Annotated in this window: 8 protein-coding genes; 6 read left to right on the forward strand and 2 right to left on the reverse strand. The window is 44.3% G+C overall.

Going from position 1 to position 14,106, the window contains the following annotated elements; translation table 11 throughout:
• Nucleotides 1–117 precede the first annotated feature (117 nt).
• The 3 genes from KP625_RS12315 (at nucleotide 118) to rfbA (ending at nucleotide 3,407) form a co-directional block, all read left to right on the forward strand.
• Nucleotides 118–1,299: a MerR family transcriptional regulator gene (locus tag KP625_RS12315; RefSeq protein WP_238298130.1), complete on the forward strand. Its 1,182-nt coding sequence runs from the start codon at nucleotides 118–120 to the stop codon at nucleotides 1,297–1,299.
• A gap of 92 nt (nucleotides 1,300–1,391) precedes the next feature.
• Complete coding sequence (gene rfbB / locus KP625_RS12320) at nucleotides 1,392–2,477, forward strand: dTDP-glucose 4,6-dehydratase (protein WP_238298131.1); 1,086 nt, start codon at nucleotides 1,392–1,394, stop codon at nucleotides 2,475–2,477.
• A gap of 60 nt (nucleotides 2,478–2,537) precedes the next feature.
• Nucleotides 2,538–3,407: a glucose-1-phosphate thymidylyltransferase RfbA gene (rfbA, locus tag KP625_RS12325; protein WP_238298133.1), complete on the forward strand. Its 870-nt coding sequence runs from the start codon at nucleotides 2,538–2,540 to the stop codon at nucleotides 3,405–3,407.
• 99 nt (nucleotides 3,408–3,506) lie between these two features.
• Here rfbA and KP625_RS12330 read toward each other — a convergent pair whose 3' ends face one another.
• Nucleotides 3,507–4,733 carry a UTP--glucose-1-phosphate uridylyltransferase gene (locus KP625_RS12330; protein WP_238298135.1) on the reverse strand — a complete coding sequence of 409 codons (1,227 nt, stop codon included), beginning with the start codon at nucleotides 4,731–4,733 and terminating at the stop codon, nucleotides 3,507–3,509.
• Nucleotides 4,734–4,943: 210 nt separating this feature from the next.
• On the opposite strand from KP625_RS12330, the gene KP625_RS12335 reads away from it, so the two are divergent.
• The 3 genes from KP625_RS12335 to KP625_RS12345 all read left to right on the forward strand — a co-directional run bounded on the left by KP625_RS12335 (nucleotide 4,944) and on the right by KP625_RS12345 (nucleotide 12,456).
• Nucleotides 4,944–6,047 carry an LCP family protein gene (locus tag KP625_RS12335; protein WP_238298137.1) on the forward strand — a complete coding sequence of 368 codons (1,104 nt, stop codon included), beginning with the start codon at nucleotides 4,944–4,946 and terminating at the stop codon, nucleotides 6,045–6,047.
• A 269-nt stretch (nucleotides 6,048–6,316) separates the two neighbouring features.
• Entirely contained in the window at nucleotides 6,317–10,873 is a 4,557-nt protein-coding gene (gene gltB / locus KP625_RS12340; RefSeq protein ID WP_238298139.1) for a glutamate synthase large subunit, read from the forward strand.
• Nucleotides 10,874–10,893: 20 nt separating this feature from the next.
• A complete protein-coding gene (locus KP625_RS12345) occupies nucleotides 10,894–12,456 on the forward strand; it encodes a glutamate synthase subunit beta (protein WP_238298141.1) in 1,563 nt (520 codons plus the stop codon).
• Nucleotides 12,457–12,754: 298 nt separating this feature from the next.
• Here the strand turns inward: KP625_RS12345 and KP625_RS12350 are convergent, their stop codons facing one another.
• Nucleotides 12,755–13,984 (reverse strand): 6-phosphofructokinase, encoded by a 1,230-nt coding sequence (locus tag KP625_RS12350; RefSeq protein WP_238298143.1) that lies wholly within the window; start codon nucleotides 13,982–13,984, stop codon nucleotides 12,755–12,757.
• Nucleotides 13,985–14,106 lie beyond the last annotated feature (122 nt).

Below are 14,106 nucleotides of genomic sequence, written 5' to 3' on the forward strand. Positions count from 1 at the left end.
AGTCAGTATGTGAGGAACACGGCGGGATGAAAAATCAAATTCATAAAAATTGTAACGTGAATTTTTTGAATTTGATTTTTCACCCGTCAGTGTTCCGCGATTTGAAGGAAAAACACTATGAAAAAAGAAGGATATTACTCGACAGGCGAGTTTATGAAACAAGCGAATATTACGAAGAAAACCATACGGTATTATGACGAGAAGGATATCCTGAAACCTTCCTTTGTCAGTGATTCCGGCGCCCGTTACTACACGGAGAAGGATCTCGCAAAGCTCCAGCAGATTCTACTGCTCAAATATCTTGGATTCTCGCTGAGCGATATCAGGGAGATGCAGGTAGATGATGCGGATAAGCATTTTATCGTGAATTCTTTGAATATCCAGCAGAAGCTGGTCGAAGATCGTATTGAGCAATTACAACTGGTGTCTAATACAATCCGTGAGGCAACAGAAGATCTGCAGGCTGACCGGGAAGTGGATTGGACAAAGCTTTTTGAATTGATTCAGGTGACAGATCTGGAGGGGATTTTGAAGAAGCAATATAAGGACGCATCGAATATTATGGCGCGGATTAATCTGCACAAACAGTATTCGGTCAATCCGCAAGGCTGGTTTCCATGGATTTATGAGCAGATGGAAGTGAAAGCCGGGCAGAAGATTCTAGAGCTTGGTTGTGGGGCGGGCGATATCTGGGTCGAAAATACAGACAGACTGCCTCCGGATGTAACCATTACGGTTACAGATATTTCGGAGGGGATGCTGCGTGATGCGAGACGTGAAATCGGCAGGGAAGATGCTGCTTTTTCTTATGAGTTATGTGAATGTGAACAGATCCCGTTTGCGGGTGATACGTTTGATCTGGTTATTGCAAATCACGTATTGTTTTATTGTGAAGATATAGAAAAAGCATGCAGGGAAATCAGACGTGTTTTAAAACCGGGAGGTATGCTTGTTGCAGGAACCTATGGCTCTGACCATATGAAAGAAATCAGTCAGCTTGTATTGGAGTTTGATACGAGAATCATACTTGCGGCGGAGAATCTGTATGACCGTTTTGGAAAAGAAAATGGAGTGGAGATGCTTGAACGCGTATTTAAACATGTAGAATGGAGACAGTATGAAGATGCAATCGAGATTGATGATGCAGAACCTTTGATCTCTTATGTTCTATCATGTCATGGAAATCAGAGTCAGTACATCGCGCATAAATACAAGGAATTTCGTGCATTTATGAAGAAGAAAACTGCTGGTGGATTTCATATTACCAAGGATGCGGGAATATTTATTGCAAAAAAATGAAAAAAACCCTTGACTATGCCCTAAGGGCACCTTGTATAATGGAGAAAATGATATTTGTATAAGTTTTTGTTTTGGATTTAAGGAGGAAAAAGATGAGAACGTATTTGGTAACAGGTGGTGCCGGCTTTATCGGTTCCAATTATATTCACTACATGTTTAAGAAGTATGACAACGAGATTCGCATTATCAATGTTGATGTGTTGACATATGCAGGCAATCTGGAGAATCTGAAAGATATTGAGAACCGCGAGAATTATACCTTTGTGAAAGCAGATATCTGCGACAAGGAAGCAATCGCGAAGATTTTTGCAGAGAATGATATCGACCGTGTCGTACATTTTGCAGCGGAGTCTCATGTAGACAGAAGTATCAAGCATCCGGAAGTGTTTGTACAGACAAATGTACTTGGTACAGCCGTTATGCTGAACTGTGCAAAGGCCGCATGGGAGCTGCCGGATGGTACATTTAAGGAAGGAAAGAAGTTCCTGCACGTATCAACGGACGAGGTGTATGGTTCTCTTCCGGACGATGAGAACGCATTCTTCTATGAGACATCACCATATGAGCCGCACAGCCCATATTCCGCAAGTAAGGCAAGCTCAGATATGCTCGTAAAGGCATATATGGATACGTATAAGTTCCCTGCCAATATTACGAACTGCAGTAATAACTATGGACCTTATCAGTTCCCGGAGAAGCTGATTCCGCTGATTATAAACAATGCATTGCAGGGAAAGAAGCTTCCAGTTTACGGCGATGGCAAGAATGTGCGTGACTGGCTGTTTGTAGAGGATCATGCAAAGGCAATCGATATGGTTCAGGAGCAGGGACGTCTGTTCGAGACATACAATGTTGGCGGACACAACGAGAAGCAGAATATTGAGATTATCAATATTATTATTGACACATTGCAGGAGATGCTTCCGGCGGATGATCCGAGACGTGCACTTGTATCGAAGGATTTGATCACTTATGTGGAAGACCGTAAGGGTCACGACAGAAGATATGCAATTGCACCGGATAAGATTAAAGCAGAAATCGGCTGGTATCCGGAGACAGATTTTGCAACAGGAATCAAGAAGACAATCGCATGGTTCTTCGAGCATGAGGATTGGATGAAGAATGTGACAAGCGGCGATTATCAGAAGTATTACGAGGACATGTACGCAAATAGATAAGATGTGCGAATTATGCGCGCATGTCTTATATAAGAATATAGTCCATGAAAGGAGATTTTTATGAAGGGAATTATTTTAGCGGGTGGTTCAGGAACAAGATTATATCCACTTACCAAAGCAGTATCCAAGCAGATCATGCCGGTGTATGATAAACCGATGATTTATTATCCGTTATCGACATTGATGCTTGCGGGTATTCGGGAAGTGCTGATCATCTCGACACCGCGTGATCTTCCGGTGTTTGAGGAATTATTTGGTACAGGTGAGCAGCTTGGAATGCAGTTTACTTATGCCGTACAGGAACAGCCGAGAGGACTTGCGGATGCATTTATTATCGGTGCAGACTTTATTGGATCGGACAGTGTGGCATTGGTACTTGGCGATAATATCTTCTATGGACAGAGCTTTTCGAAGGTATTAAAGCATGCGGCTGAACGCAAAAAAGGAGCAACTATTTTCGGTTACTACGTAAAAGATCCAAGGGAGTATGGTGTGGTAGAATTCGATGAGAATGGAAAGGCACTTTCCATTGAAGAAAAACCAGAACATCCAAAGTCAAATTATGCTGTGCCGGGACTTTATTTCTATGATAACCGAGTGGTAGACATTGCAAAGAATGTGAAACCGTCAGCGCGAGGCGAAATCGAGATTACTTCCATTAATAATGAATATCTGCGTATGGGAGATTTGATGGTTGAGACGCTGGGACGCGGGTTTGCATGGCTGGATACCGGCAATCATGATATGCTGCTCGATGCGGCAGATTTTGTAGCTGCGTTCCAGAAGCGGCAGGGTATGTATATTTCATGTATCGAGGAGATTGCATACAGACGTGGATTTATTTCACGGGAACAGCTGTTGAAGCTGGCAGAACCATTGATGAAGACTGCATATGGCCAGTATCTGGTAGATGTTGCAAACGGCTTATAAGATACAACAGGATAAATGTTTATAATAATATAAGAGAGTCCATATCAATAATAAGGACTCTCTTGTGTTTTCTATGTCTGTAATTATAGAAAGAAAAAATTATAGCACATATCCGTTTTTCTTCAGAAGTTCTCTTGCGGTGTCGACAGAATCAATGCCTTCTTTATTCTTGATTGGCGCAAATTCCTTTTCACGATCGACTTCGAAGATTAGGCAATCGTCCATTTCATGGATTAAATCCAGAGCCAGTGTTTCAAATTTATATGCGTTTGGTTTGTCTGGCATGACTGAATTTCCCTTTTCATCTATAAAAGGAACCTTCTTTTTCACTACATGCAAAGGCATGGATTGATCGAGCGTTTCTTTCAAACGCTGAATAGGGAACAGATAGTTCAGGATAGCTCCAAATCCATATGCCAGATTGCCATCCGGGAGCCTCTTATTCAGCATCTCGTCTGTCATTTCATAGTATTCGATAATGTGTGGTTTACCATTTTCTTTGCACATAACTCCGACTTTTTCTTCCGGATATGCTTTTTTTACAACCTTTGCACCACTCATCTTACCACTTTGAATGGTTGCCCCAAGGAAGACCGGATCTGCGATGCGCTGTAATACATTGTCAACAGCAAATACATTGATCCATTCCAGATTTGAGTTAAAGATACCTTCAAGTAAACCTGCCTTGTGCATAGAAGAGAACCAGCCGCCGTTTCCGTTTGGAGATAAAGCCAGTTCATATCTGGATTTTAACAAGATGTGTCCGTTAAAATCAGTAGCAGGATTTAACTCCTGTATAAAGAAGTGGATAAACGAAGGGTTATATCCAAAATAGTTATGAGCTTCAAAAAAGTTTACTGTATCCTGATAATTGATATCACTAGTCATGATATAAAGTGGAATCCATGCATCGGCAGCATGTACAACTTCTAATGTGTGCTCAATCAACAATTGGAAAATATATAATTCTTTTGTGAGTCCAACGTTGAAACATCCCTTTGGTTTATCGAATCCCAACCGGGTCCCTTGGCCGCCGGCAAGAAGAAGCAGACATAATTTACCGTCTCGGATTGCCTGCAATCCGGTTGCACGATACTTTTCTGACTCTGGAAGAATCTGATGCAGATGAAGTGCATCAATCTCTTCAATTTTGCACGTACTGGATGTTGCATCTTTATTGCTGAATGCCTGCTCAAATCCCCAGTCAATTGCGTCAATCTGTGATGTTAAAATCAGTTTTTCATCGTCATTTAAGTCGTTATAAAAGCGAAGGAGCTGTAACTGATCTTTCCCCGCAAGCAGATTCTTTCGTTCCTCAAAATTCATAAAATAAAACCTTCCATATATAATAGTTAAAATTATATTCAGTATAGCATAGGCAGATATTGTTTACAAGAATCTAAAAGAAACGAAATATGAAAACTTTTTGAATTTTTTATAAAAGAAAAAAAGAATATTGTAATTTCATGGAGAATCATGTATAGTAAGTAATAGTTTTGATTTTTGAAGTAAAATAAAATGGAAGGATAAAAAAATATGAGCAGAAAAAAGGCAGGGATGAGTGCAAATGCCAAATGGGGAATTGCATTTTTGATCGAGATTGTTGTTATGTTTTTTATGGTAGTTGGCTATATTTTCTTCTATGCAAATCGAAAATTAGACAACATCAACCGTCCGGAAAATTGGGATGATAGTAAAGAAAATCTGGATATAAATGAGGATGCGAATGAAGCCCAGAAAGGCTTCCGTACGATTGCATTATTTGGTATTGATTCCAGAAGCACTAGTTCAATGGCAGAAGGAAATCGAAGCGATTCTATTATCATTGCAAGTATCAACAATGATACAAAGGAAGTAAAGCTTGCTTCTGTATATCGTGATTCTCTGCTTCAAGTTGATTATGAAGGCGGAATTACAACGAAAATCACACATGCCTATGCATATGGCGGACCGGAGATGGCAGTACGAGCATTGAATGCAAATCTGGATCTGGAGGTAACAGATTTTGTAACGGTCAACTTCTCAGCATTGGCACAGGCAATTGATGATCTGGGAGGGATTACTATTGATGTACGGGATGCAGAGCTTGAGATGTTGAATGCATGTATCGGAGAACAAATTAGCATATCGGGCAAATATTCGGATGGTGTATTCTCTTCCGGGTCACAGCTGCTAAACGGTACTCAGGCAACTGCATGGGCACGTATTCGTAGCACGGATCAGGGAGATATCACCCGAACAGAGAGACAGAGAACTGTGATTGCAAAGATGATTCAGAAGGCAAAAAGCTCCAATCTGTCAACGGTTAATGATATCATTGACGATGTGTTCCCGAACATTTATACAAGTTTAACAAAGAAAGAACTGATGAGTCTGGCAAAGGACATGTTTGATTATAACCTCGGAGATACGATAGGATTCCCGATGGCGTATACGCCGGTTACAACAGAAGCAAAGGGAGCAGTGCTTGTTCCGGCAGATTTGACAACGAATGTATCTGCGCTGCATGAGTTCCTGTTTGGAACGACCGATTATGAGCCGTCATCGAATGTACAGAGTATTAGTTCTGCTTTGCAGAGTGAGACAGGCGTTGGGGCGCAGGAGATTGATATGAATATTTTCAATCCGCCATCAGAATAAAATTCCCATATTTAGAATATATTATATATAGAAGAAACGCATTTTTTACAGACTGCTGTAAAGAATGCGTTTTTTTTATGGTCCAAAAAGATATAAATAGTGCGTCAAAATCTGTCTTTGCTTGTTATTTTCCATAAAAATATAAAAAATGGTTTACAATACGAAGAAAGTGTTGTATTATAGGCACGTGAGTTACGAAAACAAAGTAAAAATTAAGAATTGCTTGATTTTCGTTAGCGAAAGAAAAGAACGAGAAAGGAAAGATAAGCATGACGCAGATAAGAAATGAGAGAGCACATATCGCAGAGCAAGGCATGTATGATAGTAGCTTTGAACATGATAACTGCGGTATTGGTGCGGTAGTAAACATTAAGGGAATTAAAACGCATAAAACTGTGAGCGATGCTCTTCGAATCGTGGAAAATCTGGAACATCGTGCAGGAAAGGATGCGGAAGGAAAGACTGGCGATGGCGTCGGTATTCTCTTGCAGATTTCGCATAAGTTTTTTAAGAAGGCAGCAAAGGAGCTTGGTGTAGAGATTGGAGAGGAACGTGATTATAGTATTGGTATGTTCTTCTTTCCACAGAATGAACTTCAGCGTAAACAGGCGATGAAGATGTTCGAGATTATCGTGGAGAAGGAAGGTTTGGAGTTCCTGTGTTGGAGAAAGGTTCCGACGAATCCGGGTATCCTCGGACATAAAGCTGTCGCTGTTATGCCATATATTATGCAGGCATTTGTAAAACGCCCAAAGAATGTGGAACGAGGACTTGATTTTGACCGAAAACTGTTCGTTGTAAGACGTGTATTTGAGCAGTCAAACGAAGACACATATGTGCCATCTCTTTCAAGTCGTACGATCGTATACAAAGGAATGTTTCTGGTAGGAGAACTTCGGTTATTCTATCAGGATCTGCAGGATGAGGATTATGAGTCAGCCATCGGTTTGGTGCATTCCAGATTCTCAACGAACACAACACCAAGCTGGCTGCGGGCACATCCATATCGTTTCTTAGTTCACAATGGTGAGATCAACACAATCCGTGGTAACGAAGACCGAATGATCGCCCGAGAAGAGACGATGGATTCCGAGTATTTCAAGGGAGAGTTTCATAAGATTACACCGGTGCTTGATCCGGATGGTTCTGATTCTGCAAGACTTGACAATGCGTTAGAGTTTTTTGTTATGAACGGTATGCCACTTCCGCTGGCAGTTATGATTCTGATTCCGGAGCCATGGGATTCCAATAAATATATGCCGAAGGCAAAACGTGATTTCTATCAGTATTATGCAACGATGATGGAGCCTTGGGATGGACCGGCATCTATGCTTTTTACGGATGGTGATTACATGGGCGCGGTTCTTGACCGTAACGGACTCCGTCCTTCCCGTTATTATATTACCGATGATGATTATCTGATTCTTTCATCTGAGGTCGGTGTCTTAGATATCGCACCGGAGCATGTTGTGATGAAGGATCGTTTACGTCCGGGTAAGATGCTTCTTGTTGATACGAAGGCAGGAAAGCTGATTTCCGATGACGAGCTGAAAAACCAGTATGCAAATGCACAGCCATATGGTGAATGGCTTGACAGTAACCTGACATATCTGACGGATATCCCAATCCCAAATGAGCGTGTGCCAGAGCTTTCCAACGAGGAGCGAAGCCGTCTGCAGAAAGCGTTTGGTTACACCTATGAGGAATTTAAGACAGCGATTCTTCCGATGGCGCAAAATGGAGCTGAGGCAATTGCTGCAATGGGCGATGATACACCATTGGCAGTGCTCTCTCATCAGAAATTGCCATTGTTTAATTATTTCCATCAGTTGTTTGCACAGGTAACGAACCCTCCAATCGATGCAATCCGTGAGGAAATCGTCACCTCAACGACCGTGTACCTTGGACGTGATGGTAATATTCTCGAAGAAAAGCCGGAGAACTGTCGAGTACTTCGCATCAACAATCCAATTCTGACGAATACGGATATGTTGAAGATCAAGAACCTGAATACAGAGAATTTGAAGGCCGCCGTTGTGCCGATTACTTATTATAAGAATACATCCTTAGAGAAGGCAATTGACCGAATCTTTGTTGAGGCAGATAAATTCTTCCGAGATGGTGCGAATATCCTGATCTTATCGGATCGTGGTGTCGATGAGAACCACGTAGCAATTCCGTCTCTGCTTGCTGTATCTGCAATGCAGCAGCATCTGGTCCGGACAAAGAAGCGTACTTCCGTTGCGTTGGTTATCGAGAGTGCAGAGCCTCGCGAGGTACACCATTTTGCAACATTGCTTGGCTATGGTGCTTGTGCAATCAACCCATATCTGGCAATCGATACGATCAAAGATATGGTTGATACGCATTTCCTGAACAAGGATTTCTATGCAGCAGTCAATGATTACAACAGTGCGGTCCTGCATGGTATCGTTAAGATTGCATCCAAGATGGGTATTTCTACGGTGCAGTCATATCAGGGATCACAGATTTTCGAGGCGGTCGGACTGTCCGAGGAGTTTGTAAAGAAATATTTCACAAACACGGTAAGTCGTGTCGGTGGTATCGGAATCAAAGATATCCAGCGACATGTGGAGGAGCTGCATAACTCCGCATTTGATCCACTTGGATTGTATACGAACCTAAGTCTGGAGAGTATCGGAAGTCACAAGATGCGGAGCGGAAAAGAAGAACATCTGTACAATCCGAATACGATTCATCTTTTACAGCAGGCAACATGGACGGACAACTATGATCTGTTCAAGGAGTATTCTGCAGCGATAGATGATGAAGAAAAAGCGTTCCATTTAAGAGGACTGATGGAGTTTAATTATCCGGAAAATGGTGGAATCCCGGTTGATCAGGTAGAACCGGTTGATTCTATTGTAAAAAGATTTAAGACAGGCGCAATGTCTTATGGATCTATCTCACAGGAAGCGCATGAGTGTATGGCAATCGCTATGAACCGCCTTGGTGGTAAGTCAAACTCCGGTGAAGGTGGCGAGAGCTTAGAGCGTATGCGTGGAAGCAAGGATGGTGTAAACCGCTGTTCGGCCATCAAGCAGGTTGCCTCCGGACGTTTCGGTGTTACTTCCGAATATCTGACAAGCGCGAAAGAGATTCAGATTAAGATGGCACAAGGCGCAAAACCTGGTGAGGGTGGACATCTGCCGGGTGGAAAGGTGTATCCTTGGATTGCCAAGACCAGACATTCAACACCGGGCGTAGGCCTGATCTCGCCACCGCCACATCATGATATCTATTCGATTGAGGATCTGGCGCAGTTGATCTATGATTGTAAAAATGCAAATACGGATGCGCGTATCTCAGTAAAGCTTGTATCGGAAGCAGGGGTCGGCACGATTGCGGCAGGTGTTGCAAAAGCAGGCGCACAGGTTATCCTGATCTCCGGTTATGATGGTGGTACGGGAGCTGCTCCTGCAAACTCCATCCATCATGCAGGACTTCCTTGGGAACTTGGTCTGGCCGAGACACATCAGACTTTGATCATGAATGATCTTCGTAACAAGGTAATTCTTGAGACCGATGGTAAGCTGATGACTGGTCGTGATATTGCAATCGCGGCAATCCTTGGCGCTGAGGAGTTCGGATTTGCAACAGCACCGCTTGTAACAATGGGCTGTGTCATGATGCGTGTATGTAATCTGGATACATGTCCGGTCGGCGTGGCTACACAGAACCCGGAGCTTCGTAAGCGGTTCAAGGGTAAGCCGGAATATGTCATGAATTTCATGCGGTTTGCAGCACAGGAGCTTCGTGAATATATGGCAAAGCTTGGCGTGCGTACGGTGGATGAGCTGGTAGGAAGAACAGACCTGATCAAGGCCGGCAAGCTGGCAGAGGAATACAATGTTGATTTGTCCCGTATCATAGACAATCCGTTTGCGAATGATGCACAGAATAAGATCAGTTATGCGAATAAGAATCCTTATAACTTCGAACTTGAGAAGACTGTCGATGAGACGGTTCTTATGAAGAAACTTGGAGTGGCACTCGAGAAGAAGCAGAAGAAGACCATTGAGATTGATGTATCGAATATCAATCGTTCACTCGGTACGATCTTCGGTTCTGAGATTACGAAGAAATATGGAACGACTCTGGATGAGGATACATTTGTTGTCAAATGCCACGGTAGCGGGGGACAGAGCTTCGGTGCATTTATCCCGAAGGGACTCACGCTGGAACTGGTTGGCGACAGCAACGATTATATCGGTAAGGGGCTTTCCGGTGGTAAGATTATCGTCTACCCACAGGATGGCATTCGTTATGATGCATCCGAAAATATCATCGTCGGCAATGTAGCACTCTATGGTGCAACTTCCGGCAAGGCATTCATCAACGGTGTTGCCGGTGAGCGTTTTGCCGTTCGTAACTCCGGTGCAACGGCAGTTGTCGAGGGTGTCGGCGAGCATGGCTGCGAGTACATGACAGGTGGTCGCGTGGTTATCCTTGGACCAACCGGTAAGAACTTCGCAGCTGGTATGAGCGGCGGTATCGCATATGTACTTGATATGGACAGCGATCTTTACATGAAGCTCAACAAGCAGATGGTTGAAGTAGAGTCTGTCGTTGATAAATACGATGTTATGGAATTGAAGGACATGATCGTGGAGCATGTTCAGTGTACGAATTCCAAGCGCGGCAAGGAAGTACTTGAGCATTTCGAGGAGTACCTGCCAAAATTTAAGAAGATTATCCCACATGATTACAAGAAGATGATGTCGACAATCGGTCAGATGGAGGTCAAGGGACTTTCCAGCGAGCAGGCGTTGATCGAAGCATTTTATGCGATCAAGAATCACTAAGAGAGAGGAGCGTATGACTTATGGGAAAAAGTACAGGATTTATGGAGTATGAAAGACAGACCAGCAAGGAAGTACCGCCTCTTGAGCGTATAAAGAATTTCAACGAGTTTCACGAGCCGCTTTCGATGGAAGAACAGCGCAAACAGGCGGCACGGTGTATGGACTGTGGTGTGCCGTTCTGCCAGTATGGCAAGATGATTGCAGGTATGGCATCCGGCTGTCCGCTGAATAACCTCGTACCGGAGTGGAATGATAACGTATATACAGGAAATATGGAGATGGCGTATAAGCGCCTCTCCAAGACGAATAACTTCCCGGAATTTACAAGCCGTGTCTGCCCGGCACTCTGTGAGGCAGCATGTACCTGTAATATCAACGGAGATCCGGTCTGCACGAAGGAAAATGAGCGCAGCATCATCGAAAATGCTTACGAGAAGGGCTATGTGAACTGCGAGCCGCCGAAGGTACGAAGCGGGAAACGCGTTGCCATCGTTGGTTCCGGTCCATCCGGACTTGCAGCCGCTGATCAGTTAAACCGCAGAGGACATCAGGTAACGGTATTCGAGCGTAGTGACCGTCTCGGTGGACTTCTGATGTATGGCATTCCGAATATGAAGCTTGAAAAGCAGATTATTGACCGCAAGATCGAGTGTTTGAAGAAGACAGGCATTGAGTTCGTGACCGGAACAGAAATCGCAAATGGAAAGAATAACCAGAACCCGGCAGTTGCAAAGGGCGATGAGATGGCGGTGTATCTGACTGATGCCAAAGTGAAGAACATAAAGGCGGAGAAGCTGTTAGAGGAATACGATGCAGTTGTCCTTGCGTGTGGCGCATCGAATCCCCGTGATATCAAGGTAACCGGGCGTGACGCGAAAGGTATTTATTTTGCAGTGGATTTCCTAAAGACAACAACGAGAAGCCTGCTCAACTCGAATTTTGCAGATGGTAAATATGTCAGTGCTAAGGGTAAGAAGGTACTTGTCATCGGTGGTGGTGATACCGGAAACGACTGTGTCGGAACATCCATCCGTCAGGGCGCGGCTGCTGTGACACAGCTTGAGATGATGCCAAAGCTTCCGGAGACACGTGCGGCAAATAATCCATGGCCGGAGTGGCCGAAAGTCCTGAAGACCGATTACGGTCAGCAGGAGGCAATCGCAAAGTTCGGACACGATCCACGTATCTACGAGACAACAGTGAAAGAAATCGTGAAGAACAAGGATGGTCAGGTCTGTGCGGCAAAATGTGTGAAGCTTGCATGGGAGAAAGACCCGGAGACAGGCCGTATGAATATGAAGGAGATTCCGGACAGCGAGTACACGATTGAGTGTGATCTGATTCTGATTGCAGCCGGATTCCTCGGTACTCAGAAATATGTAGCGGATGCGTTTGGTGTGAAGCTGAATGCACGTACGAATGTGGAGACAGCTCCAGGTGCGCACAAGACAAACGTAGACAAGGTGTACACGTGCGGAGATATGCACCGTGGACAGTCGCTTGTCGTATGGGCGATCCGCGAAGGCCGTGACGCAGCGAAAGAGGTTGACACATTCCTCAATGGCTACTCAAATGATTTCTAGAGGCATGTTTGCATCTTTCGAAGCGACCTTATTGTAGATAAAACCCGGAGGACAATGCAGAAAAAAATGGAATTCACTCAGATATAATATGTTTGCAGTTTTAGAATTACTTGGGACTCCTTCTATATAGTAGCAATGCTTGAACACGATGTTCAAGCAAGTTGCCACTGAGCCATGGATGGCGAATTGGCAACGGTTGCGCATATTGTCATTATATAGATTAGGAGTGCCTAGTAATTCTTAACTGCAATACAGTATATCTGAGCGAATTCCATTTTAATGTATTGAACTTCGGGTTTTACTTACAACCAACCTTCGTCAGATGCGAAACATCCAAGTAGTCCGCGATGCCATCCGCGTAGTCTGTTGGAACTTCCCCGGCGACGAGCGGTTTCAGATACGCAATCATTTCTTCGGTCACGTCGTGGTGGTCAGGCGTAATCCAGGAGACAGGCACTTCCTTCGCCTGATTGGCAACTTCGCTGACCGGTGTATTGGAAAGCTCGTATGTATATGGTGCATCGGACAGACGATGCAGACTTACCATCTGTGCGCTTTCTCCGTTCTTGGCAAGGACAACCGCGTGTTTGCCGGAGAGGAACGATTCCGTTAAGTCTGTCATGCTTGCCATGTGTCCGGCGCAACGCTGTAAGACGTTGACCTCGACCGAACGAACCTTGATGCCGAGCTTTTCCTTCACGAGGTATTCCAGCGTCTTTCCGGCACCGCTCAACTGCGCATGTCCGAACTTGTCAGCGGCAGCATCGGTAGCGGAGATGTAATTGCCATCCTTGTCGCGGATACCCTCAGAGACAGCGACGATAACATTCTTATATTTCTTCACCATTTCCTTTAAGTCTGTGATGAACTGTTCCTTGTCGAAGGCAACCTCCGGCAGGTAGATCAGATGTGGCGCAAGGCTGAATTCATTTCTTGCAAGTACGGAAGCTGCAGTCAGCCAGCCGGCATCCCGTCCCATAATCTCGATGATATTGACACTCTCCAAGTCGTAGATATAGGTGTCGTAGGCAATCTCGCGGATGGAGCTTGCGATGTATTTGGCAGCAGAACCAAAACCAGGTGTGTGATCCGTTATGATCAGATCGTTGTCGATGGTCTTCGGCACGCCGATGATACGGATGTCATTGCCGATGGAAGCGGCGTAAGCGGACAGCTTAGCGACGGTGTCCATTGAATCATTTCCACCGATATAGAAGAATGCCCCGATATTCATCTCCTTGAAGATCGAGAAGATTTCCTCGTACATCGAAACGTCCTCGCTCATATCCGGCAGCTTGAACCGGCAGGACCCAAGGTACATAGCTGGCGTGCGGGCAAGTCTGTGGATGAACGCGTCATCCTTATCGGACAGATCCAGAAAATGTTTCTTCAACACACCCTGAATTCCGTGGATCGCACCATAGATTTTATCATATATTCCGAAGTCTCTGGCAGCGGCTACAACGCCTGCGAGAGATGCATTGATAGCGGCTGTCGGTCCGCCGGACTGTGCAACGATACAGTTCATAATTCGTAATCTCCTTGTTTTTCATTAATCTGAATTCGCAATCAAAAATGCTTTCATTTACATTTTTCTATATGAGCATAATAAAATCCTATACAAAATGATAGTAACATATTCGAGGCAGG

The organism is Eubacterium sp. MSJ-33 (assembly GCF_022174665.1).
In the GTDB taxonomy this organism is placed as follows: Bacteria; Bacillota; Clostridia; order Lachnospirales; family Lachnospiraceae; genus Coprococcus_C.

Coding starts and splice junctions, on each gene's coding strand:
- rfbB (WP_238298131.1), top strand. CDS start 1,392: ATGAGAACGTATTTGGTAACAGGTGGTGCCGGCTTTATCGGTTCCAAT.
- gltB (WP_238298139.1), top strand. CDS start 6,317: ATGACGCAGATAAGAAATGAGAGAGCACATATCGCAGAGCAAGGCATG.
- KP625_RS12330 (WP_238298135.1), bottom strand. CDS start 4,733: ATGAATTTTGAGGAACGAAAGAATCTGCTTGCGGGGAAAGATCAGTTA.
- KP625_RS12335 (WP_238298137.1), top strand. CDS start 4,944: ATGAGCAGAAAAAAGGCAGGGATGAGTGCAAATGCCAAATGGGGAATT.
- rfbA (WP_238298133.1), top strand. CDS start 2,538: ATGAAGGGAATTATTTTAGCGGGTGGTTCAGGAACAAGATTATATCCA.
- KP625_RS12350 (WP_238298143.1), bottom strand. CDS start 13,984: ATGAACTGTATCGTTGCACAGTCCGGCGGACCGACAGCCGCTATCAAT.
- KP625_RS12315 (WP_238298130.1), top strand. CDS start 118: ATGAAAAAAGAAGGATATTACTCGACAGGCGAGTTTATGAAACAAGCG.
- KP625_RS12345 (WP_238298141.1), top strand. CDS start 10,894: ATGGGAAAAAGTACAGGATTTATGGAGTATGAAAGACAGACCAGCAAG.